Annotated in this window: 23 protein-coding genes and 1 pseudogene; 6 read left to right on the forward strand and 18 right to left on the reverse strand. The window is 65.3% G+C overall.

Annotation, left to right across the window (positions count from 1 at the left end; genetic code table 11):
- Positions 1-186: pseudogene (locus IM760_RS17675) on the forward strand (hypothetical protein); the annotation flags it as partial.
- Positions 187-238: 52 nt separating this feature from the next.
- On the opposite strand, the gene IM760_RS17680 reads toward IM760_RS17675, so the two are convergent.
- Entirely contained in the window at positions 239-481 is a 243-nt protein-coding gene (locus tag IM760_RS17680) for a type II toxin-antitoxin system Phd/YefM family antitoxin (protein WP_204431554.1), read from the reverse strand.
- Between the two features lie 55 nt (positions 482-536).
- Positions 537-887 carry a DUF2834 domain-containing protein gene (locus IM760_RS17685; protein ID WP_204431555.1) on the reverse strand — a complete coding sequence of 117 codons (351 nt, stop codon included), beginning with the start codon at positions 885-887 and terminating at the stop codon, positions 537-539.
- Positions 888-1202: 315 nt separating this feature from the next.
- On the opposite strand from IM760_RS17685, the gene IM760_RS17690 reads away from it, so the two are divergent.
- Positions 1203-1439: an addiction module protein gene (locus IM760_RS17690; protein WP_204431556.1), complete on the forward strand. Its 237-nt coding sequence runs from the start codon at positions 1203-1205 to the stop codon at positions 1437-1439.
- Positions 1440-1748: 309 nt separating this feature from the next.
- Here the strand turns inward: IM760_RS17690 and IM760_RS17695 are convergent, their stop codons facing one another.
- The 6 genes from IM760_RS17695 to IM760_RS17725 all read right to left on the reverse strand — a co-directional run bounded on the left by IM760_RS17695 (position 1749) and on the right by IM760_RS17725 (position 9307).
- The gene (locus IM760_RS17695) at positions 1749-2339 is read right to left on the reverse strand and encodes an AbiU2 domain-containing protein (protein WP_204431557.1); all 591 of its coding nucleotides are present in this window, start codon (positions 2337-2339) and stop codon (positions 1749-1751) included.
- 430 nt (positions 2340-2769) lie between these two features.
- Positions 2770-3240, reverse strand: coding sequence for a hypothetical protein (locus tag IM760_RS17705; RefSeq protein WP_204431559.1), 471 nt, complete (start codon positions 3238-3240; stop codon positions 2770-2772).
- 165 nt (positions 3241-3405) lie between these two features.
- Positions 3406-4545 (reverse strand): acyl-CoA dehydrogenase family protein, encoded by a 1140-nt coding sequence (locus tag IM760_RS17710; RefSeq protein ID WP_204431560.1) that lies wholly within the window; start codon positions 4543-4545, stop codon positions 3406-3408.
- Between the two features lie 121 nt (positions 4546-4666).
- Positions 4667-5116 (reverse strand): OsmC family protein, encoded by a 450-nt coding sequence (locus IM760_RS17715; protein WP_204431561.1) that lies wholly within the window; start codon positions 5114-5116, stop codon positions 4667-4669.
- Positions 5117-5233: 117 nt separating this feature from the next.
- Positions 5234-8281 (reverse strand): Ig-like domain-containing domain, encoded by a 3048-nt coding sequence (locus IM760_RS17720; RefSeq protein WP_204431562.1) that lies wholly within the window; start codon positions 8279-8281, stop codon positions 5234-5236.
- A gap of 180 nt (positions 8282-8461) precedes the next feature.
- A complete protein-coding gene (locus IM760_RS17725) occupies positions 8462-9307 on the reverse strand; it encodes an esterase/lipase family protein (RefSeq protein ID WP_228232818.1) in 846 nt (281 codons plus the stop codon).
- A 199-nt stretch (positions 9308-9506) separates the two neighbouring features.
- Between IM760_RS17725 and IM760_RS17730 the strand changes: the two genes are divergently transcribed.
- Positions 9507-10430 carry a hydroxymethylglutaryl-CoA lyase gene (locus IM760_RS17730; RefSeq protein WP_204431564.1) on the forward strand — a complete coding sequence of 308 codons (924 nt, stop codon included), beginning with the start codon at positions 9507-9509 and terminating at the stop codon, positions 10428-10430.
- Between the two features lie 37 nt (positions 10431-10467).
- Here the strand turns inward: IM760_RS17730 and IM760_RS17735 are convergent, their stop codons facing one another.
- The 4 genes from IM760_RS17735 to IM760_RS17750 all read right to left on the reverse strand — a co-directional run bounded on the left by IM760_RS17735 (position 10468) and on the right by IM760_RS17750 (position 16434).
- A complete protein-coding gene (locus IM760_RS17735; protein WP_204431565.1) occupies positions 10468-12612 on the reverse strand; it encodes a hypothetical protein in 2145 nt (714 codons plus the stop codon).
- A gap of 37 nt (positions 12613-12649) precedes the next feature.
- Complete coding sequence (locus IM760_RS17740; protein ID WP_204431566.1) at positions 12650-13792, reverse strand: hypothetical protein; 1143 nt, start codon at positions 13790-13792, stop codon at positions 12650-12652.
- Positions 13793-13859: 67 nt separating this feature from the next.
- On the reverse strand, positions 13860-15482 hold the full coding sequence (locus tag IM760_RS17745; RefSeq protein WP_204431567.1) for a carboxypeptidase-like regulatory domain-containing protein: 1623 nt from the start codon (positions 15480-15482) through the stop codon (positions 13860-13862).
- 82 nt (positions 15483-15564) lie between these two features.
- Positions 15565-16434 carry an acyl-CoA thioesterase family protein gene (locus tag IM760_RS17750; RefSeq protein ID WP_204431568.1) on the reverse strand — a complete coding sequence of 290 codons (870 nt, stop codon included), beginning with the start codon at positions 16432-16434 and terminating at the stop codon, positions 15565-15567.
- Between the two features lie 164 nt (positions 16435-16598).
- On the opposite strand from IM760_RS17750, the gene IM760_RS17755 reads away from it, so the two are divergent.
- The gene (locus tag IM760_RS17755) at positions 16599-17474 is read left to right on the forward strand and encodes a crotonase/enoyl-CoA hydratase family protein (RefSeq protein WP_204431569.1); all 876 of its coding nucleotides are present in this window, start codon (positions 16599-16601) and stop codon (positions 17472-17474) included.
- Between the two features lie 18 nt (positions 17475-17492).
- Here IM760_RS17755 and IM760_RS17760 read toward each other — a convergent pair whose 3' ends face one another.
- The gene (locus tag IM760_RS17760; protein WP_204431570.1) at positions 17493-18041 is read right to left on the reverse strand and encodes a YggT family protein; all 549 of its coding nucleotides are present in this window, start codon (positions 18039-18041) and stop codon (positions 17493-17495) included.
- A gap of 280 nt (positions 18042-18321) precedes the next feature.
- Here IM760_RS17760 and IM760_RS17765 point away from each other — a divergent pair, with 280 nt between their 5' ends.
- Together IM760_RS17765 and IM760_RS17770 are read left to right on the forward strand one after the other, a co-directional pair.
- Positions 18322-19479 carry an iron-containing alcohol dehydrogenase gene (locus IM760_RS17765; RefSeq protein WP_204431571.1) on the forward strand — a complete coding sequence of 386 codons (1158 nt, stop codon included), beginning with the start codon at positions 18322-18324 and terminating at the stop codon, positions 19477-19479.
- A 36-nt stretch (positions 19480-19515) separates the two neighbouring features.
- A complete protein-coding gene (locus tag IM760_RS17770; protein ID WP_204431572.1) occupies positions 19516-21012 on the forward strand; it encodes a CoA-acylating methylmalonate-semialdehyde dehydrogenase in 1497 nt (498 codons plus the stop codon).
- Positions 21013-21110: 98 nt separating this feature from the next.
- On the opposite strand, the gene IM760_RS17775 is transcribed toward IM760_RS17770, so the two are convergent.
- The 5 genes from IM760_RS17775 to IM760_RS17795 all read right to left on the reverse strand — a co-directional run bounded on the left by IM760_RS17775 (position 21111) and on the right by IM760_RS17795 (position 25711).
- Positions 21111-21869 carry an IclR family transcriptional regulator gene (locus IM760_RS17775; RefSeq protein ID WP_204431573.1) on the reverse strand — a complete coding sequence of 253 codons (759 nt, stop codon included), beginning with the start codon at positions 21867-21869 and terminating at the stop codon, positions 21111-21113.
- A 72-nt stretch (positions 21870-21941) separates the two neighbouring features.
- Positions 21942-22550 (reverse strand): ANTAR domain-containing response regulator, encoded by a 609-nt coding sequence (locus IM760_RS17780; protein ID WP_204431574.1) that lies wholly within the window; start codon positions 22548-22550, stop codon positions 21942-21944.
- Positions 22551-22552: 2 nt separating this feature from the next.
- Positions 22553-23716 (reverse strand): transporter substrate-binding domain-containing protein, encoded by a 1164-nt coding sequence (locus IM760_RS17785; RefSeq protein WP_204431575.1) that lies wholly within the window; start codon positions 23714-23716, stop codon positions 22553-22555.
- A 41-nt stretch (positions 23717-23757) separates the two neighbouring features.
- Positions 23758-25470: a nitrilase-related carbon-nitrogen hydrolase gene (locus tag IM760_RS17790; protein WP_204431576.1), complete on the reverse strand. Its 1713-nt coding sequence runs from the start codon at positions 25468-25470 to the stop codon at positions 23758-23760.
- 13 nt (positions 25471-25483) lie between these two features.
- Positions 25484-25711 (reverse strand): hypothetical protein, encoded by a 228-nt coding sequence (locus IM760_RS17795; protein ID WP_204431577.1) that lies wholly within the window; start codon positions 25709-25711, stop codon positions 25484-25486.
- Between the last annotated feature and the right edge of the window lie 106 nt (positions 25712-25817).

Here is a 25817-nt window from a genome sequence, read left to right on the forward strand (position 1 = left end):
GTTAAGGGTTCGAAGGAGCAAGGGGGCTCCATCTACCACTTAATCCGGATACCCAAAATCTTCCAGCGGCTCCTGGAAAACGTCCTCGCCCGCAATCCGGAACAGGCCGCCGCCGACATCCGCGAGTATGGGGAGAATCAGTGCCGCATCGTGCTGCGGGCGGTGGCGAAGCGGAACGCGGCTTAGGGACTATTTTGGAGCCGCGCGGCGGCGGGTCCGGTGTAAACCAACTTCCATGTCACCAGCCCAGCTCCTCACCGCATTCATCCACCGGGGTATCCATCCCTTCACGAATAGACTCCCGCATACCTGGTACGGAGAGCAGGTAGAGTGTTTCCTGAATGGCCGACCAATCTTCCTCGGAAACCAGGACGGCTTTGTTCCGCTTGCCCATGATGACAACGGGTTGATGGGACTCGGCGGCTTCATCAATCAACTGGTAAAGCTTGCTGCGCGCCTCAGTCGCTGTGATTCCGGTCATGAAACACCTCTGAGTGTTTAACTTTCCACCAGATGTACGCCTTCGGGTACGGGCGTCAAGACGCCCGTACCGCATCACGCTTGAACTCCCGGAGTTGCTTTGCTCGAAGCAGCAGATACAGCGCAAACCCAACCGCCACCCCAGGCACAATGCCAAGCAGCAGGCAAACCCACCCCTTTCGAATTTCATAGGCCTTGGCTTCATAAGCCACCCAGGCAGCCAGAATGACCCAGCAAACAAGAACATCCGTCGAATAGCCACTCGAATAAGGGTTCACAAACCCTGCGGCGAACGCGCCCCATAAGTCGGGGTTCTCAAAAAGCGGCGGCAAAATGGTCACAGCAAAGAAAGCCGTGAAGAAAACAGCAGCTATCACCAATATTGCTTTAAACACTGATTCGGACATTTTTATTCTCTCTCTGTCGTAAACCATAAGGCAGTTACGCATCGGCATCGGGGCGCGCGGGGTCACTGTAAGCAAGGCACCTCTACGATTTTGTGTTCCTGATGCTCTTCCCCATGGCCGCCCTTAACTGTAAGCGCCGCTAGCAAGGAAACCGGCTCTTAGGCCCTGCTTGCTACGTCTTTATAACATTCAACGTTTGGCATAGATGCCGGTTTGCGGTCGCAGCAAAGCGCAAAAGCGGCCAATGTACCGACCCTTGTTAGGGGGTAAAAATTTCTTCACTATTTGTCCATGTCCATCTCCGTGAGGTGTCGAATGGCTGCGCCTGAACTCGAAGCTCTTAGAAGTGCTGCCTTGACGCTCTCCGATAAGGAGCGCGCGGCTTTAGCCAAAGACCTGGTGGCGAGCTTGGATGGTCCGGCAGAAGACGGTGTTGCCGAAGCGTGGGACCGCGGAATTTGCCGGCGAATCCAGCAAATTGATTCAGGAGAGGCGGAACTGCTTGATGCAGAGGAGGTCCTGTCCCGCGCCAGAGACCGAATCAAGGGCTGACAATTTTGAGAGTACGAGTCAGCAGGGAAGCCGCTACGGAACTGGAAGAGGCTGCTCCAGGAATCAAATCCCCCACTGGTTCCAGTCTCCCACAAAGCGGGGAAATCCGGAGCAAGGCAGCTAATTCTTCATAGATTCCCTTTCTCGCTCATAACCATCGATAGAAGCCAAACTTTCATCGTCGTTGCTTTTGCTCTCCACTCCAGAAAACCAGGCTGGCGGAAGAGGGTTGCCCCATAACTCCGTCAACGTGTCGCCTCGTAGTGATAACAAGGCCGCAATGGGAAAGAATCTCTTTGCCAGATATTATTATGAGAGTCTCCCTTTATGTAATACGCTCAACATGTTCCAAGTGGCACGCTCCCATCTATCTGTTGGGGCTATACTACTCCAGCTTGCTCCTCCATTAAGCACCTGCTCAACCTCATGCATAAATTCCGCCAAATCATTTAAAAGACTGCCAATATCATCGGGTTTAATTCCATGCTTTTTATAAAGTTCTTGTGGCGATACGGCCTTTTCCTTGTGAGCAACTATTTTAGATCTGATTGTCAGCAAGTTTGATACTAAATCACTGTAGGGGCCTATCCTTTCTTTTGCCAATTCGACAAGTTCACTGCACCCTTCCTTCTCTAAAAGTTCTTTAAAGTCCCTAAACCTATGTGATTTATCATCTGTGTCAAATATGCAGCCAATTTCAACAAACATCATCTTATAGTTAGCTATGTTTACGGCTTTAAAGAAATCGACATAACCCGGCTCGTTCATATCATCATAATGTGCATCTAACGCCTTACTCTTCCCTCGCAGTGTAAACCAAACTTGATAATGCCCGTTTGCGCCATTGACACTATCCCTTAATGCTGTGAATGAACTTTTAAACTCGCCACTAAATTCCATTAGGCATTCCTTATAACGCCACCACACCGGCTCGCCGCCATGGCTAACCGGCGCCCATCCGCCGCAAACTGAGGCGACTTGTTAACCATAGAATGTAACTCGCTTAGACTCTCTGTTCTTTTTTCGCACAACGACTGTGCCTGCAATTTTGTCGTGCCAACCTTGCTTACTTTTGTCGAATGCAACCCAAATGAATCCCATGCAAATAACTGTTAATTACGCCATCTCTAATATCCAATGAACGAGCGGCGTAATATCTTGGAAACCAGCAAGCAATAACCCCAAATAAAACCAGAAAACGCCACCCCAGACAAATCCAAACAAAGCCCTGTCGCGAATACACAAAAAATGCGGCCGAAGCCGCGTTTTTATGTCGGTACCGCACGCGCTGTGCGCGGTGGCCGAAGGTCTGCCCGCGTGGGGCGGGTATTTACCAGGTCACGCTGAAGTCGGTGACGCGGCCGCTTTTCCAGAGGTTTTTGGCGCCGTTGGGCGGCAGGCAGCTGGTGCGGCGGTTGCCGTTGAAGCCGCAGAGGGCTTCGTCCCAGTCGGGGGAGCCGGTGGTGTTGTAGCCGTAGGCGCCGTTGCCTTGGGGAACCGCCGGTTTGAGCCGGACGTAGCCGCGGCCGCCGCTACCGTCTTCGACTTTGAGCCAGATGGTGGTGGAGGACGGCAGGGAGCAATTGCCGTTGCCGGTCCATTTGTAGGAGCCGCTGACGGTGGGTTCGCCCATCAGGCTGTCCAGTTTGTAAATGACCTGCATGTGGCTGACCTGGCAGTTGCCGACCCGGATGTTGCTTTGGCTTTGGGAGCCGGAGCCGGGGCCGACGGCGAAGGCGGCCACCGGGGCGGCGAGCAGGAGCAGGGCGAGGCCCCGTTGGAGCGAGGTGGAGTGGATCATGGTGCGTCCCCAAAGTGGTTGGAAGAGATGCACTGAATGATCCGGGTTGGTTCCTCGTCGCGCATGCCCCATTTGGGGTATGTACTCCAGGTGCCCGGGGCACGACGCCGAAACCCTGTGCGCGGTGGCACAGGGCTCCGTGGTGGCGCCGGCGGCCTGGCCGGATCAGCGGCCGAGAATATCCCGGGCGATAATTTCCTTCATGATTTCGCTGGTGCCGCCGTAGATGCGCTGGATGCGGGCGTCCACGAAGTCGCGGGAGATCGGGTATTCCTTCATGTACCCGTAGCCGCCGAACAGTTGCAGGCATTGGTCGGCGACCTTGCCTTGCAGTTCGGTGGTGGTGAGTTTGGCGATGGAGGCGTTAGTGGTGCTGAGTTCGCCGCGGTCGTATTGGTCGGTGCATTGGGCACAGAAGGCTTTGTTGACCTGCACCTGGGCGTGCAGGTCCGCCAGCACGAAGCGGGTGTTCTGGAATTTGCTGATCGGCTGGCCGAAGGCCTGGCGTTCCTGGGTGTAGGCCACGGTGCGGTCGATCATGCCTTCGCAGGCGGCGACGGCGCCGAGGGCGAGGATCAGGCGCTCGCGGGGCAGTTCGTTCATCAGGTTGAAGAAGCCTTTGCCTTCACCGCCGAGGATCTGGTCGGCGCCGACCTGGACGCCTTCGAAGAAGAGTTCGGAGGTGTCGGCGGCGTGGTGGCCCATTTTTTCCAGGTTGCGGCCCCGGGAGAAGCCGGAGAGGGAAGCGTCCACGGTGAACAGGGTGACGCCCTTGGCACCGGCGTTGGGGTCGGTTTTGGTGGCGAGCACGATGACGTCGCAGTGCTGGCCGTTGGTGATAAAGGTTTTCTGGCCGTTGATGACGTAGCCGTCGCCGTCTTTTTCGGCGCGGGTTTTCATGGCCTGCAGGTCGGAGCCGGCGCCGGGTTCGGTCATGCCGATGGAGCCCACCGCTTCGCCGGTGACCATTTTCGGCAGCCAGGCCTGTTTTTGTTCCTCGGTGCCCAGGTGCAGGATGTAGGGGGCGACGATGTCGGAGTGCACGGAGAGGTTGGAGGCCAGGGCACCGAAGCCCATGCGCGAGGCTTCTTCCACCATCACCGCGGAGAGGCGGAAGTCGGCGCCGAAGCCGCCGTATTGTTCGGGCACGTCCACGCACAGCAGGCCGTTTTCGCCCATCCGGTTCCAGAGTTCGCGGGGCAGTTTTTCGTCCTTTTCCCACTGGTCGTAGTGGGGCTGCACTTCTTTTTCCAGGAACTTGCGGACGTTGTCGCGAAACAGGTCGATTTCGTTTTGATCAAGCATGGCTCGCCCTCTCTGCGTTGGCGGAAAAAGGCGGCCCCTGGCCGCCGGGGAGGGCGACAGTTTAGCGATTCGACACCGCGCGGTCGCCGGCCGGGCGTGGCCGGCCGGTCACGGCGGCGGTCTAGGCGTCCGGCTCCACGGTGACCTCGGCGCGCAGGGAGTTGGCCACGAAGCAGTTGCGGTGGGCGGCGTCGTGCAGCTTCTTCAGGGCCGCCGCGTCCGGGTCGGTTTCGAACACCACCCGGGGCCGCAGCTCGATGCGGGTGATGGCCAGGCGGCCTTCCTCGTTCTTTTCCACCACGCCACGGGGGCGGTCCACATAGCTGAGCACCTTGAGGCGCTGCTTGGCGGCGATGGACAGGAAGGTAAGCATGTGACAGCTGGCGGTGGCGGCGATCACCGCTTCGTCCGGGTTGACCCGGTTGCCGGAGCCGAAGAATTCCGGCGACGCGGAGGCGGAGACCACCTCGCCGCCGGCGAAGGTCCATTCATGGGAACGGTCGAAGGTTTCGTAGTCGAAGCTGGCATCCGGTGCCAGGTGCCAGGCCACGGTTGCGCCGTATTCACTCATGGTGCCTCTCCCCTCGTTCTGGTTTTACCCCAACCATGCTATGTCCGGCGGGCGTGGGCAAGCGCGACAAGAGCAAATACTGAGCGGCGTCAAACGCGACGCCGCTCAGGTCCGGCTTCAGGGTTTGATCGGCACGCCCAGGTACTGGAGTTTGACGCCGTTTTCCGGGATGCGCAGATCAATGGCGGCGCTGAACAGCAACAGCAGCTTGCTCAGTTCCACGTTCACCGGAATCGGGTTGGCGTTGAGCTGCTGGATCGCCATGCGCCCGTTGGGCAGGAAGGTGAGCGGGCCGGCCAGGTCCATCATCAGCGGGTAGCTGTGCTGGTTGTGCTCGCCGCCCAGGGGCGCTTCCAGGTAAGGCGCGTCCAGATACAGGTGCACCCGGGTGCGGAATTCCGGACCCTGGTCGGTTTCCAGAATCCAGCCGGGGATCAGCCCGTCGTCGTCGCCGCAGGGGGCATCGCCGGCGGCCGAACAGGTGTAGCGCATGCGCATCACCTGGGTGCCGGTGGGGCTTTCGATGGCGGCGCCGCCGTCGATCAGCACCGACGCCTTCAGGGTCACCGAGGAGGCCAGGATGCGGGTGGGATGCAGGGCCACGCGCACCGCGGGCACCCGCTCCCGGGCCTCGGTGGCCGGGTCGTCGTACCAGCCCGGGCCCAGCACCTCGGAATTGAGGCCGCCCACCACCTGGATGTCACAGCCTTCCGGTTGGTCGCACACCAGGCGGGGCGCGGTGGCCAGCGCGGTGCCGCCGAGCGCTTCCAAGCGGGAGCTGTTGAACGCCGGTTCGCCTTCCGGGTAGCCCGGTTCCCCGGCGTCGAAGCGGCCGTTGGCGTTGACGTCGGCGGTGGGCAGGTTGTCCAGCGCCTGAAACACGCCGTCGGTGGCCGGCGCGCCCCGGAAGTGGATTTCCAGATCCGGGCCGCCCCAGTCCGGCGCCGGCGCCTCCAGCAGAGCGGTTTGCAGGCGCAGGCCCTGGCGGGAGCAGATCGCCTCGCCGCTGCGGCAGTCGTCCGGTTGCTGGCCGGAGGTCCGGTTCACCGACTGCAGGCCGTAGCGGTAGGCCACGCCGGGCTCCCAGGGCGCGTCCGGCACGAACGTCAGGGTGCGGGCGCCTTTGATCAGCCGGCCCGGCACCGCCGCCTCGCACTGGTACTTGTACTTGTCGCCGTCGCGGACCGCCTGTGGGTCGCCATTGGCGTCACTGACCACTTTTTCCACGCGGAAACTGCCTTCGTCGCAGCGGGTGCCGAGAATCACCGACGCCGGGTCGATGTCCTGGGACAGGGTCACGCGGATTGGCCGGTTGGCCGGCAGCCGGCTCACCGGCAGGCGGTCGTCGTCGGCGCGGGCGCCCCGGCAGATGCCGTGGTTGCCTTCGGCGATGCGCCATTGGGTCTTGTCCACCGCGCAGGGGAAGCCGGGGTATACGGTCAGCGCCAGCGGCGCCACCGGGCCGCCCACCTGCGCGGGCAGACGGAAGGCCCGGGTCTCCGGCACCGCCGGGTTGCCGGCCAGGTCGGTGACCCGGTCGCTGATCGTCACCTGGTAGTCGGCGCCCGGGCGCAGGGGCGGGTCGGGGTGCAGCACCACGGTGGCGCCGTCGAGCCGCCCGTCGAACGGCTCGGCGACGCCGTCGCGGCTCAGGGCGATCCCCGCCGTCACACTGTCCGGGTCCAGCGGTTCGCTGAAATTGAGAATGATCGGGTCGCCGGGTTTGACGGTGCGGGCCAGACCCTCCGCCCCGATCATGGGCGTCATCGATTGCAGCGACGGCGCGGCCAGGTCCGGCACCGGTTCCGGTGTCCGGTTCTGGTCCGGATAGGACACGGTGTGCAGGCTCAGCAGCCCGTAGGCGGTTTCCTGGCCCAGCACCTCCGGTTCCACCATGCCCACGGCGTCGATCACCAGGCTGGCGCCCTCGGTGCGCGCGGTGCCCACCAGTTCCACCTGCAGCAGTGTCTGGCTGAGCCCGCCGTTGGCTTCCGGGTTTTCCGCGGTCATCGCCAGGTCCACGAACAAATGCACCTGGCGCGGGGCTTCCGGCCGCTGACTGTAGGGGTTGGGCATCAGATAGCCGGTGCCGTCGGACAGAAAGGTCACCGACACGTCCCCGGTTTCGATGCCGGCGGGCACGGTCCCGGCGATCCGTACCTGGACGTTGCTGCCGGTGAGCAGGCTGCCCCGGGCAATGCGCAGCGGCCCGACAAAGGGAAAGCGGGGCTGGAACGCCAGCTCGGCGAACACGTCCCCGCTTTGCTGGGTGGCGTCGCGGTCACCGAGCAGGGTGGAACGGATCGGCACGCAGTTGAGCGGCGTGCCGGAGAGGTCGGACCGGTCCGCGTCCGGCGCCGCGCAGGGGCGTTGCGCGGCGTCCGAGGCCACCGGCACCTGCTGGACCATCATTTCCCGGGGGCGGCTGTCGCGGATGGTCCAGCGCCACTCGCCGGCCCGGGCCAGCGCCCGGCCGTCGAAGGCACGTACCTCCGAAGACAGGGTCAGGCGGTATTCCGCGCCGGGTTCCAGGTCCTCCCGGGGGTCCAGGGTCAGGGCGTCCCGTTTCACCAGCATCAGCGCCGGCACCAGCTCGCCGTCCCGGGTGAAGCGCACGGTCTCCCCGTACACCAGCGACGCCGGGTCGAGCAGATGGCTGAAGCGCAGCCGCCAGGTGGAGAAATCCACCGCCGGCAAACGCTCCCCGTCCGGGGTCACCGACAGCACGCGCAGCGGTCCGTCCCGGCGACGCCACTCATTGGCGCCGCGCATGGCGAGCCGGGTCCGGAAGCTGAGCACGCCGTCCTCGGGCAGGGTGAACTCGCCGGCCTCGCCGGTCAGCCCGCGCAGGCTGAGCCGGTAGCCGGTGTCCGCCTGGAGCTCGCCCCGGGCCGGTCGTACCACCAGGCCCCGCCCGCCTTCCAGCCAGCGGGGTTCGTCCAGCGCCACCGGGCGACCCTGGTCGTCTTCCAGTCGAAGCTGATCGGCGCGGGGGTCCTGCACCGGGTGCGAGAAGCGCAGGATCAGCGGCGCGCCGGGTGACACCTGCTGCTGGCCGTCATAGGGATAACTGAAGAACACTTCCGCCGGGCCGCCGCCCACCCGGGCGGTGGGGTCGCCGCCGGCGCTGCCGCCACCGCCGCAGCCGGCCAGAAGCGCTATCATCAGAACGGCCCAGGCCGCCGGGGTAGAGAATCTGCTGAACATGGTCGGGATCTCCGCCGCCACGCCGGGTACGGGTGGCGGGTTTGTTATTATGGTACGTTAGTTCTAATTTGCACTAACGTACCAATTTATCGATCCACAAAAACCTTTTTGTTCGCAGCGTTACAAAAAGACAACAAACTAGTCCGCCCGCAGACGCTCCGCCACCGCCCGCGCCACCCGGGGGCTGTAGAGCAGGGCGCAGTGCCCCAGGTAGGGCAGGCAAAGATTGTCCTCCGCGTCGGACAGCGTGGCGGTGGCGGCGGGCAGCACGAAATTGTCCATGTCCGAGTAGAGGCAGTGGAAGCGCGCGCCGCCGGGGCATTCGCCGCCTTCCGCCAGTTCCCGTACGAAGGGGCTGCGGTAGCGCATCTGGGCGGCGGCACCGCGGGCCGGGAACAGGGCGGCGATGCGCGTGCCATGGTGGGGGCTGCCCAGGGTGATCACCGTGCGCACCCGGCCGGCCAGACCGAGATTCTTGATCGCGTAGCGGCTCAGAGGGCCGCCCATGGAGTGGCAGACCAGGTCCACCTGTTGGGCGCCGGTGCGCTCCAGCACCCGCTCCACGTGCCGCGCCACCTGGGCGGCCAGCTTGCGGGCGTTGATGTGCGGCGGCGTGTAGCTCACCGCGTACACATTGCGAAAGCCCCAGCGCCGCAGCCGCCACTGCATCCACAGAAAATTGGCGCTGTTGCCGCCATAGCCGTGCACCAGGACCACCGGCGGCCGGTCCCAGGCGCGGGCGCGCTTGGGCGAGGCGTCCTGCACCAGACGCAGCGGATAGGTGGCCACCAGAAAGGTGAGGCTGGCCGCTTCCAGCAGCATGGCGCCCAGGGCCCGGCCGGGGCGCGGGTTCGTTACCTCGTCGCCGTCCACCGACGCGGGAAAATTACGCCGGTCGTAGAACCAGACCAGATAGAACGCCAGGGTAATGTAAGTGGGGATCAGGGCGACCACCACCAGCACAACGGACAAAATCCAGATCACGGCAGCTCTCCAACAGCGCTTCGCCCACCTTCGTTTCCGTCGACAGTACCCAGGCCCGGCCCTCGCCACAACGGACCGCCGCCGCCCGGCCTTCCCGGGCGGCCATTGACCGATCAGCATGGTTGGCGTACCGGCCGGTGGCCGCTGCCGGTCGGCCGTGGCACACTGCTGGCCCCGTGGTTCCCAGCGAGGGCCTGTTGTGACCGATACCGCCATCATCAATGAAGTGGGCCTGCGCGATGGCCTGCAGAATCAGCCCGTGCCGGTCAGTACCGACACCAAGGCGCGCATCGCCGACGCGCTGGTGAACGCCGGCGTGCGTTATCTGGAACCGGTCAGCTTCGTGAGCCCGAAAGCGGTGCCACAGATGGCGGACGCGGCGGCGCTGACCGAGCGGCTGCCGCGCCGGGACGACCTGCATTACACCGCTCTGGTGCCCAACCTGAAGGGCTATCAACTGGCCCGCGACGCCGGCTACCCCACCGTGGCGCTGGTGCTGTCCACCACCGACACCTTCAACCAGCGCAACCTGAACATGAGCCTGGAGCAGGCCGCCGCCAGCTGCGAGACGATTCTGAGCGCGGCCCGGGAAGACGGAATCGCCACCCGCACCTATATTTCCGGCGCCTTCGCCTGCCCCTACGACGGCCCGGTGCCGGTGGCGCTGACGCAATCCCTGGCGGAGCGCATGTTCGCCGCCGGCAGCGACGAGGTCGCCATCGCCGATACCATCGGCGGCGGCAATCCACGCCAGATGAAGGACATCATGGCGCCGCTGATCCGCGAGTTCGGGGCCGGGCGGTTCTACGTGCATCTGCACGACACCCGGGGCCTGGCGGCGGCCATGGCCTGGGAAGCGGCGGACCTGGGCGTGCGCCGGTTCGATGCGTCCCTGGGCGGCCTGGGCGGCTGCCCCTTCGCCCCGGGCGCCACCGGCAACATGGCCACCGAGGATCTGGTTTACCTGCTGGAGAGCAGCGGCCTGAAAACCGGCATCGACATTCAGGGCCTGCGCGAGGCCATCGCCCTGGCCGCCGAGGCCACGGAACGCCCGCTGGGCGGGCGTATTCTTTCGTGGATGGCGTCCCAGGAGAAGCAGGGCAAGACCGCCTGCCTTTGGTAGGCGCCCCCGCCGCACCTACGACAATCCCGGGACACGTTCAGAGTCCGGTATTCGGGTAGCGGAACTCGCCGGAGACGGTGATGGAAGCATCCTCGCCGGGCAGCACCGGGGCGATATTGCGCGCCACCAGGGTGGCGATGTAGGTGCCCGTTACCAGACCATCGTCCACGCTGGTCACGTTCAGCGAGCAGGACGCACCTTCGGTAAGCTGCTGGAGGCCCGACTGGGTGTAGGTCACGCCGTAGGGAACGTTCGCCGGCGTGGACAGGCTCATGGTCGGTTTCAGACCGCCCACGTCGTCGTTGCAGGCATAACTCCCCACCGCCATCGGAATGCCCGACCACACCATGCGCAACTGGTCATCCGGCGACCGCAGCTCACTGAACCGCCGATAGAAGTAACCGTTGTGACCGTTGGAGGATTCCTCCGACGCAAGCAGAAAGGTCTCGCCGGCCTCAAAATGCGTGTTGCCGTCGTCGATGGTCAGGGTGACGCCCCGGGTTTCGCCGCCCAGCGGGCCCTCGTTGCCCTGGTTGTCCGCGTGGAACGTCTGGGTGGTGAAGTTACGGAACAGGCCGTGCACCTGAAGGGTTCGTTCCGCTTCCGGCAATTCGGTGTCGCCCGGCGTCAGGCCGGACCCGAAGGCGTCGAAGCCGGGCCCGATCAGGGTGGCGGTGTAGGAACCCACGTATTTGCGGCCGGCGCTTTGTTCCACGGTCACCGTGCAGGCGCCGCCGTTCGAGGTCTGGAACTTGAACAGGGGACCGCCGGTGGTCACCCAGCCCATGCTCAGCGACACCGACACGGAAGAAGAGCCGCATGGGTAGCTGCCCACCGCCGGATTGGCGCTGCCCGGGGACACACCGAAATCGATGTAATGGTCCGGGTGGGAGCCGTCCTCCAGGGGTTTGCCGCGCTCGAAATAGCCCGAGCGGATTTCGCGGGTGCCGCTGTCCACCATCAGAATTTCACGCACGTCGCCGGACAGTTCAGGCAGGGGACCTTCCTTGCCGGTGTGGATAAAGAGGCGGAACTGGCCATCGCTCAGGGTGACCGTGTCCGCGTCGCGATCATTGCTCAGGGTAGCGCTGATCAGCCTCCCTTCGGTGGCGCCGTTGCCGAAGTGATAGTCCACATCCAGCTCGCAGTCGGTGGCGTTCCAGGTTTTGTACACCGCCGGTGTGGCGCTGCTGTCCACCGTCATCAGGACGACCCCCGTGGTCCCGTCACAGAGCTGGGTGCCCAGCGTCCCGTGGGCCACATTGATTTGTGCCCAGACCAGTTCCTCACCGGCGAACGGCGTGGTGTCCTGAATCACGTTGTCGGCGCCGAAGTTGTTGGCGCGGATCTGGCGTTTGGCGGTGGTCGCGCCGAAGGTTTCGATAAACGGCTGCTCCATGGCCCACAGGTGCCCGTCGCGCACCACCGCCACGCCGTTACGCTGGTTAAGCAGTTCGGCGCCCGGCTCGGGCGGTTCCGGGTCGGAGGGCCCGCCGTCCGGGGCCGCCGGGAAGGTGCCCAACTGGCCGTCCTTGACCCGCGCCAGCAGGGCGTCGTAATCGGCGGTGTCGGGGTCGTCGTCGATGGCGTCCTGAAGGGCATCCAGTACCTGGTCCCAGTCGTCGACGATCACCAGCGGGCTCGTAAAGGGATCGCCGCCGGGCAAGGCAAAGCCGGCATCGGACATGGCCGACAGCAGTTCGGTTTTGCGGGTGGCGACGGTGGCGGTGTCCGGCCAGTTCGCCCGATTCGCCACCCAGCCGCCGTCCGCCGAGCCGGTGGCCAGGGCCAACACCATATCGGTAATCGGCGTTACATTGACCGTGCCCGCCTGGCTGGCGTAGCTGCGTAGCGTCACCGGCGGCGTGCCACCGGTCACGGTGAGCACGCAGGGCAGCGCGGTGCCGGCCACCTGACCACTCCAGGATCCGTTGGCGTTGGTGGTGACCGTTTCGGTGAAGCCGCTGCCGTCGGAACAGGCGGCGGTGACGGTGCCCGTACGAATCGCCGCGCCGATGGCGGCGGTGCCGCTCAGCGTGGCGGCGGAGGGCCCGGGCGACCCGCCGTCGCCGCCCGCCGGCTCACCCGGGGCGTGGTTGCTCCCTCCACCGCACCCGGCCACCACCAGGGTGATCCCCAGCAGCGCCGGCCCGATTATCCACGTGCTTTTTTTAAACGACATCGCCCCACCCCACCTTGCCGGATTTTGATTTTTTCCCTTATCGGGACGACGCGGCCTTGGCCGCCGCCATGCCCGAGAGCCCTTTCGACAGCGTCACCGCTTCCGCTTCGTAGACCTCCGGCATCACGTTTACCTGGTAACGCGTGATGTCGCGGGCCACTTTGCTGGAGGTGCCGCTCAGCGCGCTCAACATGCCCACCGCCTTGGTCAACCCGGAGGTCACCTTGTCGCCGGTGGTGGTGACGTTATCGATGCTGGTGTAGAAGGGGCGATCACTGGCCACCGGCTGCCGGGTGGCGAACACCGGTTGCTGGTTCAGTTTGATCTGGCATTTTTCCTTGCCGTACTCCTTCCAGCATTTCTGCGCGGGCAGCGGCTGAAAGCGCAGGTCGCCGGTTACCGCCTGTTGGATGTCGGCTTTTACCTTGGCGGAGTTTTTATTGGCCAGGCCGGCGAAGGTTTTGTGGCCGTCGGATTCCAGGGACGCGAAATCCACCAGCAGATTGATGTTCACCCCGGTCATGCCCAGGTCCTTGATCAGCTGGCCTTCCAGTTGCTCGGTGGCGTCGCCGGCCACCGCCTTGAAGGATTGCGCGAAGCCCTGGCCGGCGCCGGTGTAGCGCGAGTCGGTGACGGTCTCACCGGTACGTGCCAACACCAGGTAGCGGGTGCCGCCGCGCTTCTCCTTGTACTCAAACGGGCTGGGGCGGCCGCCCTCCTGAATCTTCCGGTAATTCGGATTGGCCCGCAGGGTCGCCAGCGGGACCACCTGGAAGCCGGCGCCGGCCAGTTGCTTTTCCGCGTCGGCGCAGGCGGCATCGGCGATGCGTTGCAGCTCACTGTCCTCCACGCCGTCCACGGTATAGGTCACGGTGACTTTCACATCCGAGCGGCTGATGGTGCCGGTGGCCCGGTCCGCGCCCGCCCGGAACCCCCCGCTGGTGGACGCGGAGGCGGCGCTGGTCATGCCGAACATGACGTTGCAGGACAGCACACCTACCTTGTTCACGCCCTTCATGTGTTTTTCGTTGCTGGCTTCGATAAAGGTACCGGCCTGGCCGGCGGCGCTGCCGCTGGCGTTGTAGTCCGGCGCCGACGTGCCGCCGGTGACCGCACACCCGGATACCAGCGCGAGCAGCGTCATGGCAGGAACGGTCTTGTTCCGCGGAAATATTTTCATGATTTTTTCCCGAATGGAGGACGTTGAAACGCGCGGGAACACTGCCCGCGCGTCTTGTCCCTGGTTGTTATTGCTTCGCCACGTTTCTCAGCTCGAACAGCTCGCCGCCGACCCAGGCACTCATCTTGATCACGGCCATGGTTTCGTCGAACCGGATCTGCACCTGCCCGGCGCTGACATTGACCAGGTCCTGTGCGTCGACCTGCATCAGGAAGGCGCCGTCGCTTTCTTCAACGCCCGGGATCAGAAAATCGTCCTTGCCACCCCATTGGTTTTCGCGAGGCAGAACACCGCCACACAGCTGGGTCTGACCCGCCAACGTGAACTTGCCCTGCTCGGTAATGGTGATGGTGTTGGTGACCGTGGTGAACGGCCCGAACGGCCCGCTGCAGGACACCTGCGCGGAGCCGGTCCAGGTGCCCGCCAGATCATCAAAGATGTCCGGCACGCCTTCGCCATAAGCCAGCACGCTGTTGCGGAATTTCACTTCACCGTTGCCACCGGCGCTTCCTTCGATCAGCCCCGTGTCCCACTCCAGGAAAGTGTTGACGAACTCGGTGATGGCGGTGCCCTGGTTGATGAACACCTGCCCGGACATGTAGTTGGGCCCGAAGCCGAAATCCGTCACCGAGAACGGGGTCAGCGCCCGGGTAATGGCACCGTCGGCGGACTGGCTGACGATGGTGCCACCGTCGGCGCCCAGCAGGGTGACGGTCCAGTTATCGGTGGTGCCGCCGATGGTCAGTGAGCCTTCGCCGTACCATTCCGGGTGCTCCGCGGGCACGTCGTAGATCGCCACCGGCCAGGTCCGGGAGATCACGCTGAGGAATTCCGACGGGGACGGCTCGGCGTTGTCACCCAGGTCCGCCGAGGCCACGGCGCCCTGCGGCGTCGGGGGATCGGTGGGGTCGGTCGGATCCGTCGGGTCGGTGGGGTCGGTCGGATCGGTGGGGTCCGGCTCCACCGGGTCCGGGAAGGCGCCACCGCCGGTGATGTTCGCCAGCACCGTCTGGTAGTCGCTGGCGGCGGCGTCGATGGCCGCCTGCAGGTCTTCCAGCAGGCGGTCCAGGGTGTCCGCCGCCGGCGTCGCGCTGGGGGTGAACGCCAGGAAGAACGGCGCCATCAACTGCGACCCCGGCCAGGAAGAGGGCAGCGAATAGCCGGCATCGTCCAGGCGGGTGCGCAGGGATCCGGCGGCGGTGCTCAGGCCGCCGCTGACCGCGTCCCAGTTGTCCGGATCCTGGAACCAGGCGGCCAGGCCGCGGCCGTCCTGAACGGTCACCGCCAGGGCCAGCGCCAGGTCGGTGAGGGGCGTGACATTGACGGTGGCCTGGGACGCCGACGGCGCGAAGGAATGCAGGGCGGCGACGCCGGCGGGCAGGTCACCGCCGGTGACGCGGAGAATACAGGGGAAGTCGGCGTTCGGGATCTGCACCGTATAGCCACCGTTGGCGGCGCTGGTCACCGAGGCCACGCCGTTGCCCGACCGGCAGGTGACCTGCACGGTGGCGCCGTCGACCGGCGCCCCCACCGCCACCGAACCGCTCAGGGAGGTGGCCTCGGGGCCGCCACCGCCCCCGCCGGTGGCGGGGTCATTGTCGTCGCTGTCGCCGCCACAGGCGGCGACCAGCAACACCGTGCCGAACAGGCCGGCCAGCGGCAGGAGCCGGAAGGTAGAAAGAACGGACATGACGATTCTCCATGAACTGGATTTTATTTCGTCACATCCTAGAGCAGCGCCGGCGAGCGGAACCCCCCGCGAATAGGGGGGCTCAGTCGATGCGGATGGCCGCCATGGCGTCCGCGTAGGGAGCCACCTGCGTGGGCCGGTGGCTGTCCCGGTCGATCAGCACCATCACGCTCTCCGCGGTGCCGGTGGCCACCCCGTCCACGGTGATGCCGCCACGCAACACAAAGGACGTATTGCCGATGCGCGACAGGCCGGTGGCCAGGGCCACCTCGCCCATGCCCCGGTCCCAACGGCCGAAGCGCAGATCGATGCGCGCCACCAGCAGCCCCAATTGCGGCTGGCGCAGCACCGACAGGGAACCGGCCCGGCCCTGCTCCGCGTACCGGGCCAGCGCCAGTTCCGAGAGTACCCGGTCCGGGTCCAGGTCCGCGTAGCGGGACACCAGCGGCACCCGCTCCGGGTAACCGGCGAACGCCCCGGCGTCCAGGGGCAGTTCCGGCGGCCAGTCCGCCGCGCCCTGGTCGCCGGCCAGCGCCGCGCGCACGGACTCGGGGAGCGGCACCCATTGATCGCCCTGCCAGGCGCCCAGCAGACAGTCCTGGATGCCCACGCATTCCTCGTTCTGGAACAGGGCCGTGCGCAGATGGGCACCGTGTTCGTCGGCGTGCAGCGCCACGGCGGCGGCGGTCACCGGGTGTGGGTAGTGGGTTTCGCCAAGAAACTGGGTGAGTGTGCGGCGCGGTCGCAGCAGCAGGTCGTCGGCGTACCAGACCGGGCGATCCAGGCGCGCCATCAGAAAGCGGGTGCGCGCTTCCAGATGGAAGCTGTGCACCGCCACGTTGTTGACGTGGCGCTCGGTGTCCAGATGGCTGTAGTGCGGTGTCAGCGACAGCTGGAACGGGTAGGCGTGCGGCGTGCGCCAGACGCCGTCCGGTTTGCTTCCAGGGTTCAAAGCGGCTCTCCCAACGAATTCAAAGCCGCAAGCCTACCGCCGCCGGGCCGCCGCGCCCAGGGGCGACCATGACCGAAACCGCCGCACCGGTGTCGTAACTGGCGGTTGCGGGGGCCCCGGGCCTGACCAATGATGGTCGATCACGCTTGCACCGAGGACCCAGCATGGACATTCCCGCCTTCAACACCCTGGAGCTGACCGTCGACGACGGCATCGCCACCCTGTTCCTGAACCGCCCGGAGAAAATGAACGCCTTTAACCGGGAGATGAAGGACGAGCTGCTCGCCGCCTTCGATTTCACCGACCGGCACGACGAAGTGCGCGCGGTGATCGTCACCGGCAAGGGCCGCGCCTTCTGCGCCGGCGCCGACCTGTCGTCCGGCGGCGACACCTTCGATTACAAGAAACGCGGTGGCGAAGGCGCCAACCCGGACGATGCCCACCGGGACGGCGGCGGCCAGGTGGCGATGCGCATCTATCGCAGCCTGAAGCCGGTGATCGGCGCGGTGAACGGCGCCGCCGTGGGCGTGGGCATCACCATGCAGCTGCCCATGGACGTGCGCATGGCCTCCGAGGACGCCAAGTTCGGCTTCGTGTTCTCGCGCCGGGGCATCGTCAACGAGGCCGCCTCGTCCTGGTTCCTGAGCCGGGTGGTGGGCATCTCCTCGGCCCTGGAATGGTGCTTCACCGGCCGCGTGTTCAGCGCCGCCGAAGCCAAGGAGCGCGGCCTGGTGCGCTCGCTGCACAAAGCCGACGAGCTGTACCCGGCGGCGGTGGCCCTGGCCAAGGAAATGGTGGAGCAAAGCGCGCCGGTGTCGGTGGCGGTGATCCGCCAGATGATCTGGCGCATGGCCGGCGCGGAACACCCCATGGAAGCCCACAAGCTGGACAGCAAGGCGATGAAGTCCCGGGGCGGCTCCGAGGACGTGAAGGAAGGGGTGATGTCGTTCCTGGAGAAACGGCCGGCGGTGTTCCCGGACAAAGTCTCCCGGGATCTGCCGGACTTCTTCGACTGGCAGGGCGAGCCGCCGTTCGAATAGGCGGCCGCCCCACGGGCGTCAGTGCAGCTGGAACAGAATCTTCAGCACCTGCACGCCCAGCAGCACGATCAGCGGGCTCAGATCGAGCCCGCCCATGGCCGGCAACAGGCGCCGACAGGGCGCCATGATCGGTTCGGTGATCTGGATCACCACGCGCACCACCGGGTTGGACGGGTCCGGCGCCACCCAGCTCAGAATCACCCGGATCAGCACCGCCCAGAAGATGTAGTTGAGCAGCAGGGTGGCCAATTCCCGCAAGGTATAGACCAGCAACGCCGGCCCGATGCCCGGCGGAATGCCCCCGGTCTGCAACGTCATCAGCATCAGTGCCTTGACGATGATCAGCAGCACCACCAGCACCAGGGACGCGATGTCCAGCCCCCGATAACCCGGAATGATGCGCCGCAGCGGTGCCAGCAGCGGATTGGTGGCGCGCAGCACGAATTGGGAGATCGGGTTATAGAAATCCGCCCGGGCCAGCTGCAGCACGAAGCGGGTCAGAACGATGAAAATGTAGACGCTGAACGCGAAATCGATCAGGAAAACCGCGGCACCCTGAGGGTTCATGGTGACTCCAGACTGTCCGTTTGGCGACAGAGTATTAGGGTAAAGCGCGGCGAATTCAAACCGGCCCGCGGCCAGCCGATTTCCGCCGCCCGCCGCCGCCCCGCGCCAATCTCCGCCGGTCCGCTCTCGCTCCCTCCTCCTCGCTGGTTGACATTTCACCCCCACCAAATAATGATACGTATCGTATCGTTATATATGATCAAAAAATAAACCTGATGGCCCACCGCCGCTTCGGTCCCGTCTCCACCACGGTCCGGCGGCGCGATAAGGAGAACCCGCCATGGCCTCAATCCTGCTTCCCCGCATCCTGGAAATCGGCGCCGGCACCCTGGCCCGCCTGCCCGAGGTGCTGACCACCCTGCAAAGCCGCCGCCCTCTGATCGTCACCGACCGGATGATGGTGAAGTTGGGCTATGTGGACCGTGTGCGCGAGGTGCTGGCGCCCCTGGACATCCAGGTGGAGGTGTTCGCCGATACCGTCCCCGAGCCCACCGCTTCGTCGATCACCGCCGGTGTCGAACGGGTGCGCGAAGGCGACTACGACGCCCTCATCGCCCTGGGCGGCGGCAGCCCCATCGACAGCGCCAAGGCCATCGCCGTGATGGGCCGCCATGGCGGCGACATCCGTGACTACGCGTTCCCCCGGCAGGTCAACGAGCCGGCGCTGCCGATCATCGCCGTGCCGACCACCGCCGGCACCGGCTCGGAGGCCACCCGTTTCACCATCATCGCCGACGACCACAGCGACGAAAAATTGCTGTGCGTGGGCGCCAGCTTCATGCCGGTGGCCGCGCTGGTGGATTTCGAGCTGACCCTGTCGCTGCCGGCACGCACCACGGCCGACACCGGCATCGATGCCATGACCCATGCCATGGAGGCCTACGTCAGCCGCAAGGCCAACCCCTACAGCGACCAGCAGGCCCTGGCCGCCATGCGCCTGATCGGCCCCAATCTGCGGCGCGCCTACCACGATGGCCAGGACCGCGAGGCCCGGGAAGGGATGATGCTCGGGGCCACCCTGGCCGGCGTCGCTTTCTGCAATTCGTCGGTGGCCCTGGTGCACGGCATGAGCCGCCCGATCGGCGCCTTTTTCCATGTGCCCCACGGCCTTTCCAACGCCATGCTGCTGCCGGCGGTCACCGGCTACTCGATCCCCAGCGCCGGCCCCCGCTACGCCGACTGCGCCCGGGCGCTGGGCTTCGCCGCCGCCACCGATGGCGACGACGACGCCAACCGCAAGCTGCTGGACGCCCTGGTGTCGATCAATCAGGAGCTGCAAGTGCCGACGCCGGCGGATTTCGGCATCGACCGGGATCACTTCTTCCAGGTGCGCCACACCATGGCCGAGCAGGCCCTGGCTTCCGGGTCGCCGGGCAATAACCCGCGCGTTCCCGACGCCGCCGAGATCGTCACCCTTTACGAAAGCCTGTGGGCCTGAGCCCGCCCTTCAACAGACCCGATTCGAGGTATCGCCATGAAAGTCATAGGCCATTTCATCAACGGCGCGGAGCGCCAGGACAACACCCGCACCCAGGACGTGTTCAACCCGGCCACCGGCGAAGCCAGCGCCCGGGTGGCGCTGGCCGCCAAGAGCACCGTGGAAGAGGCGGTGGCCGCCGCCCAACAGGCTTTCCCCGCCTGGCGCGCCACCCCGCCCATGAAACGCGCGCGCATCATGTTCCGCTTCAAGGAACTGCTGGAACAAAACTCGGACGCCGTATGCCGGGCCATCGGTTCCGAACACGGCAAGATCCTGCATGACGCCGCCGGCGAACTGCAGCGCGGCATCGAGAACGTGGAATACGCCTGCGGCGCTCCGGAACTGCTGAAAGGGGAATACTCCAAGGACGTGGGCCCGGGCATCGACTCCTGGAGCGAATTTCAGCCCCTGGGCGTGGTGGCCGGCATCACGCCGTTCAACTTCCCCGCCATGGTACCGCTGTGGATGTTTCCCATGGCGCTGGTGTGCGGCAACACCTTCGTGCTGAAGCCCTCCGAGCGCGACCCCAGCGCGTCCATGTTGATGGCCGCGCTGCTCAAGGAGGCCGGCTTGCCGGACGGCGTGTTCAACGTGGTGAACGGCGACAAGGAAGCGGTGGACACCCTGCTCACCGACCCGCGTGTAATGGCGGTGAGCTTCGTCGGTTCCACGCCCATCGCCGAATACATCTACAGCACCGCCAGCGCCCACGGTAAACGCTGCCAGGCCCTGGGCGGCGCCAAGAACCACGCCATCGTGATGCCCGACGCGGACATGGACAACGTGGTCAACTCCCTGCTGGGCGCCGCCTTCGGTTCCTGCGGCGAGCGCTGCATGGCGCTGTCCGTGGCGGTGACGGTGGGCGACGAGGTGGCCGACCGGTTGGTGGAAAAACTGCAGGCCGCCATGGCCGATCTGAAAGTGGGCGCCTACGAAGAGCAAAGCAACGATTTCGGCCCGACCATCACCCGCGAGCACCAGGCCCGGGTGATCGGCCATATCGACAGCGCCGAGGACCAGGGCGCGCGGATCGTGGTGGACGGGCGCCATCTGACCGTGCCGGGCTACGAACAGGGTTTCTTCGTGGGCGCCACCCTGATCGACGGCGTCACCGCCGAGATGGACAGCTACAAGGCGGAGATCTTCGGGCCGGTCCTGCAGGTGGTGCGCGCCCGCTCCATGGAAGAGGCGATGACGCTGATCAATGACCATGAATACGGCAACGGAACCTGCATCTATACCCGCGATGGCGAAGCCGCCCGCTACTTCAGCGACGGCATCCAGGTGGGCATGGTGGGCATCAATATCCCTCTGCCGGTGCCGGTGGCCTACCACAGCTTCGGTGGCTGGAAGCGCTCCCTGTTCGGCGACCTGCACGCCTATGGTCCGGACGGCGTGCGCTTCTACACCAAGCGCAAAACCGTGACGCAGCGCTGGCCGTCCTCGGCGGTGCGCGAGAACGCCGAGTTCTCCATGCCGACCATGAAATAAAGTCTGATTTGAATCTGCCTTGCCTCTGGCGGCCCCGGTGCATACCGCGGCCGCCTTTTTTTATCGCCGTTGATCGCGACTGAAGTCGGCCCTACACGTTACTGAATGGCGCCGAGGGCGGTGGCGGCTTCGCGCATCAGCGGCAGAAAGCCACGCAGGGCGGCCAGGTCGGTGCGGATCACCGGCGCGTGCACATTGAGAAAGGCGAACGGCTGGCCGTCCGGGTCGCGGATCGGTACCGCCACCGCCACCATGCCGTCGATGAATTCCTCGTTGTCCTCGCTCTCCTCCCGTTCGGCGATGGCTGCCAGTTCGTCGAGAAAGCCGGCCTGGTCGGTGAAGGTGTTACGGGCCATGCGGGTCAGCGGCAGGCTGGCCACCACCGAGCGGCGGCGCTCCTCCGGCAGCAGCGCCAGGTACAGCTTGCCGCTGGCGGTGCACCACACCGGCGTGCGCGTGCCCACCGGCAGATGAATGTGCAGCGGCCAGTTGGCCTGGGCCCGGTCCGAATACATCATTTCCAGATTCATTGGGATGGCGATGGAACAGGTTTCGCCGATGCGCGCCGCCAGCTTGTTGAGGATCGCTTCCCGCTCCAGCCGGTAACCATCGCTTTGGAAAACGTCCAGGGCGATCCGGTAAAGGCGCGGGCCGGGAATCCACAGGCCACGGCTGTCCATGCGCAGGAAGTCCTCTTTTTCCAGCTGCTGAAGCAGCCGGTGGACGCTGGGTTTGGGGATGTCGAGAAGGTGCGAGAGATCCGCCGGCGAAATCGGCCGCTGTTCCCGGGAGACCCGTTCGATGATGCCCAGTACCCGGGTAATCGAAGACCCCTTTTCCCGTCTGTTCACCGCCATGGACGTGACCCTTCCGCGCGTCGAAAAGCAAAGCCGAAGGATACCGAAACCGGGCGGTGATGACACGCGGCGCTAGCCGGCCAGCAGATCCTTGGCCAGACGCAGATAGCCCTCCGGGCGAGCCAGCAGGTCGAGACTGAAATGCTCCACGGTTTTCTGCTGACGCATGGCCAGCGAGCGCAGCAGGGCGTAGGCGTCGTCCTCGCCCAGGTCGAATTCCTTCATCAGCATCAACTGGGCGGAAAACAGAAAACGGCGAATCCGCAGCCGCTCCTCCAGGCGTTCGATGCGCGCCTGCAGGCCCTGCTGCTGGTCGGCGGCGGCCCGGGCCAGGGTCAGGGCCGTCATCACGCCATCGAAGCGCACCGGTTTGCGCAAATAGGCCGACGGTGCCTGACGGATGATCCATTGCAGCCGTGAGGGCGCTTCCACGCCGGTCAGAACGATGCGTGGCAGCGCCGGCCACGCCAGTTCCCGATCCGGATGGCTGAGCACCGGACTGTCGCCATCGAACAACACCATGTCGGTGTTCTCGAAGGCGTCATCGCCGGGCAGGTCCGCCAGAAAGCAGGCTTCCACGCCGAGGCGTTGGAACTGCTGTTGCAAATGGTGGGCATCACGGTCGTCACAGGCGATCGCCAGCAGTCGCAGCCCGCGCACCCGTATACGTGACCGGGACATGACTAGCTGGCCCCCGGCCCGAGGGCATCCAGATCCACCCAGGTCAACCAGGGGTCCGGCTTGATCGGTGCGTCGCCTTCCCAGAACACGTCCAGGCGACCCTCGTGGCAGCGCGCCAGGCGCGGCGTCAGCCAGGCGTGGTTGTTGTCCGGGTCGATGCGCACCTGGCCCGCCGGGCCGTCCAGCTCGTCGCGCCAGGCCGCCGCCCGCACCGCCTCCACCTGCTCGCCGCCGCAACGCTGCACCGCGCGCGCCAGAAACTGGCCGGCGGTCCAGGCGGCCACCGAATCCACCGACGGCGAACCGGCGTCGCCAAAGCGGGTGCGGTATTGCTCCAGAAAGCGGTCGTTGGCGTCATTGCGCACGGTCTGAAACCAGGCCGAGGACACCAGATACCCTTCCAGCGCCGCCTTGCCCACCAGGCTCACCTCCGCCTCGCACAGGGTCAGACTCAGCTTGATGGCGGTGTCCGACGCCAGGTAGGGGTCGTGTTCGGCGGCCTCGCGCCAGGCGTGATAGAACCGGTAGGCGGACTGGCCGACCAGCGTCACCAGCACCACCTTGGGCCGGCGCTCGGCGATGTCACGGATGATGCCTTCCACCGCCGTGTCGCCCAGATTCACCAGCCGACTGGCGGTGAGCCGGTGGCCGGTGGCGGCCAGGGCCTCGCCGGTGATGCGGTCAATCTCCCAGGACCAGACGTAGTTGGAGCCCACGTGATAGATGTCGCCGGGATGCTCGCGCAGCAGCCAGGCCAGCATCGGCAGCACATGCTGATTGGGGGCGGCGCCCAGGTAGATCACGTTGTTGCTGCTTTCGAACCCTTCGTAGCGGGCGGAATGCCACAACAACGCATTGGCGCCTTCGATCAGCGGCAGGATCACCTTGCGCGACGCCGAGGTGTAACAGCCGACGATGTGTTTGACGCCGTGCCGGTACAACAGATCGTGACAATGGTCGTGGTAGCGGTCGAGCACACCACCGGGATCGCGCACGATGGGCGCCAGCGTGAAATCAAATTCCGGGCTGGCGTTGACCTGCTCAATGGACATCATGATGCCGTTCAGCATTTCCCGCCCGATAACACCGTACTCACCGGACACGGAATACAGAATTCCCACCGGAATCACCGGTTTACCGCTCTCCATCTGGCGCTCCGAAGCCATGGTTGTTCCTGAAAGGGCGGCGTCCGCCGCCCCGGTCCTGATTACTCTTGCGGGGTATCCCTTTCCACCAGAGGTTGATAATGATGCGGCTGGCGCATCAGCACCAGATCCTTGCGGCGCACCACGTGGGTGGGATAGGGCGCCTGATCGTCGCCGGTGTCGATGGTCATCATCACCACGCCGCGAGCGCGCACCTGTTTCACTTCGCTGCGCGGAAACGCGAAGGTGTCCGGCCCGTACACACCGCTCAACCCGAAGGCGCCGTCGCCGGCATTATTGGCGAACACCACCCACAGGTTATTCTCGCCGGCACGCACGCGGGGCAACAGCCAGTGGTGCGGATCCTCGCCGGTGGGGATCGGGTAGTTCTGGGCAATCCGCGAACCCCCATGCGCCATGGGCACCGGGCCGTGCAAGGAAGCCGGCGCGGCGATGATGTCACAGCCCTCCAGGCTCAGCACACGACCGGCCTCGGGTACCGTCAGGTCCTCGCCGAGCAGCAGGCCGACCCGACCACAGGGCAGGTCGTGGCACACCCAGCGGTCGCCGGCGCTGAGCCAGTGGCGGTCCGGTTCGGCGATGTGAATCTGCCGGTAATCGGCCAGCACGCCGGCCGGACCCAACAAGCGCGCGCTGTTGTAGTAGCGCTCGCCGTCGCGCTCCAGCCAGCCCACCACCAGGTTCAGGTTGGCCTCCATGGCGATATCGAGCACTTCCTTCAATGCCTCATCGCCGGCTTCGATGGCGGTTTCCCGCCCACCGGGCCCGGTCAGCGCCCGCTCGGGAAACACCAGCAGTTCGGCGCCGCCGTCCCGGGCCCGCAGCGCCATGTCGCGCAGGGCTTCCAGATTGCCATTGAGACTGGCACCGGGGGTGAACTGGCCGGCGGCCACCACCGAGCGTTTGCCCGGCGGCAGCGGGCGGAAGCCGTACAGGCCGAAGAAATCCTTCGGGTTCCAGCTGAAGGTGTTGGTGAGCAACCGGTGGTACAGCTCCGGGCGCCGTTTCGCCAGGCTGCGGTTGCGCTCCGGCAGTTCGATGTCCGCGTGCACCACGCCGTCACCGTCGTCCCGGTAGCCGAGCAGAGTCCCATCGGCGCCCACCACGCAGCTGCCACCGCTGAATTTCACGCCGCGCTCCCAGCCCCAACGGTTGCCTTCGATCAACGCACAGTCGTTTTCCCAGGCGCGGGTCAGCCAGTAGGGCGCCGGCGTGCGCTCGTCCAGCCAGTTGCTGAGATGGCAGATCACCTGCGCGCCGTTCAGAGCCATCAGACGAGCGGTTTCCACGAAGTGGATGTCCATGCAGACCAGCAACCCGATACGGCCGATGGGGGTATCGAACACCGCGTGCCGGTCGCCGTTGGCGGCCCATTTCGGCTCGGCGATGTAGGGGTGGGTCTTGCGGTGCACGCCCACCACGCCTTGCGGACCCAGCAGCACGGCGCTGTTGTAATACAGGTCGGTGGCCGGGTCACGCTCGGGCATGCCCACCACGATGTAGCAATCATGGCGGGCCGCCAGCGCCGTGAACGCCTCGGTGGTGGGGCCGGGCACCGTTTCCACGTAGGGGGCCACCTCCTCCCGGTGGTACCAGCAGTAGCCGGTGGTGGCCATTTCCGGCAGCACGATCAGACGGGCGCCCTCACGGGCCGCCTGCTCGGTGAGCGCCAGCAACGTTTCGATATTCTCGCTTTTCTTCGCCAGGGTGGGTTCGAACTGAACCGCCGCCACTGGCAGTTTTTGCGCGGTCATGGAAAGGCTCCTGTTATCGCGATGAGGCGTAGGACATGGCCGCCGCGTCCGGGCGCGGGCCCTGATAACGCTGGGACGGCCGCCAGCGGGTGGGCATGTCCTCGGGGAAAGTGCTGAAGTAGAAGCGGCCACGGGTGGCGACGCTGATGATGACGTGGATCACCGGGCCCACCAGCATGGCGATAAAGGAGGCGAACACCATCGGGTAGGCGCCGAGGATGCCGGCGGCACCGATGGCCACGGCCACCGCCAGCGCGATGGAGCCGGACGGGTTCCAGCGGCGCAGGTATTCCGGGTATCCGGATTAAGTGGTAGATGGAGCCCCCTTGCTCCTTCGAACCCTTAAC

It is taken from the genome of Alloalcanivorax marinus, from assembly GCF_016906305.1.
In the GTDB taxonomy this organism is placed as follows: Bacteria; Pseudomonadota; Gammaproteobacteria; order Pseudomonadales; family Alcanivoracaceae; genus Alloalcanivorax; species Alloalcanivorax marinus.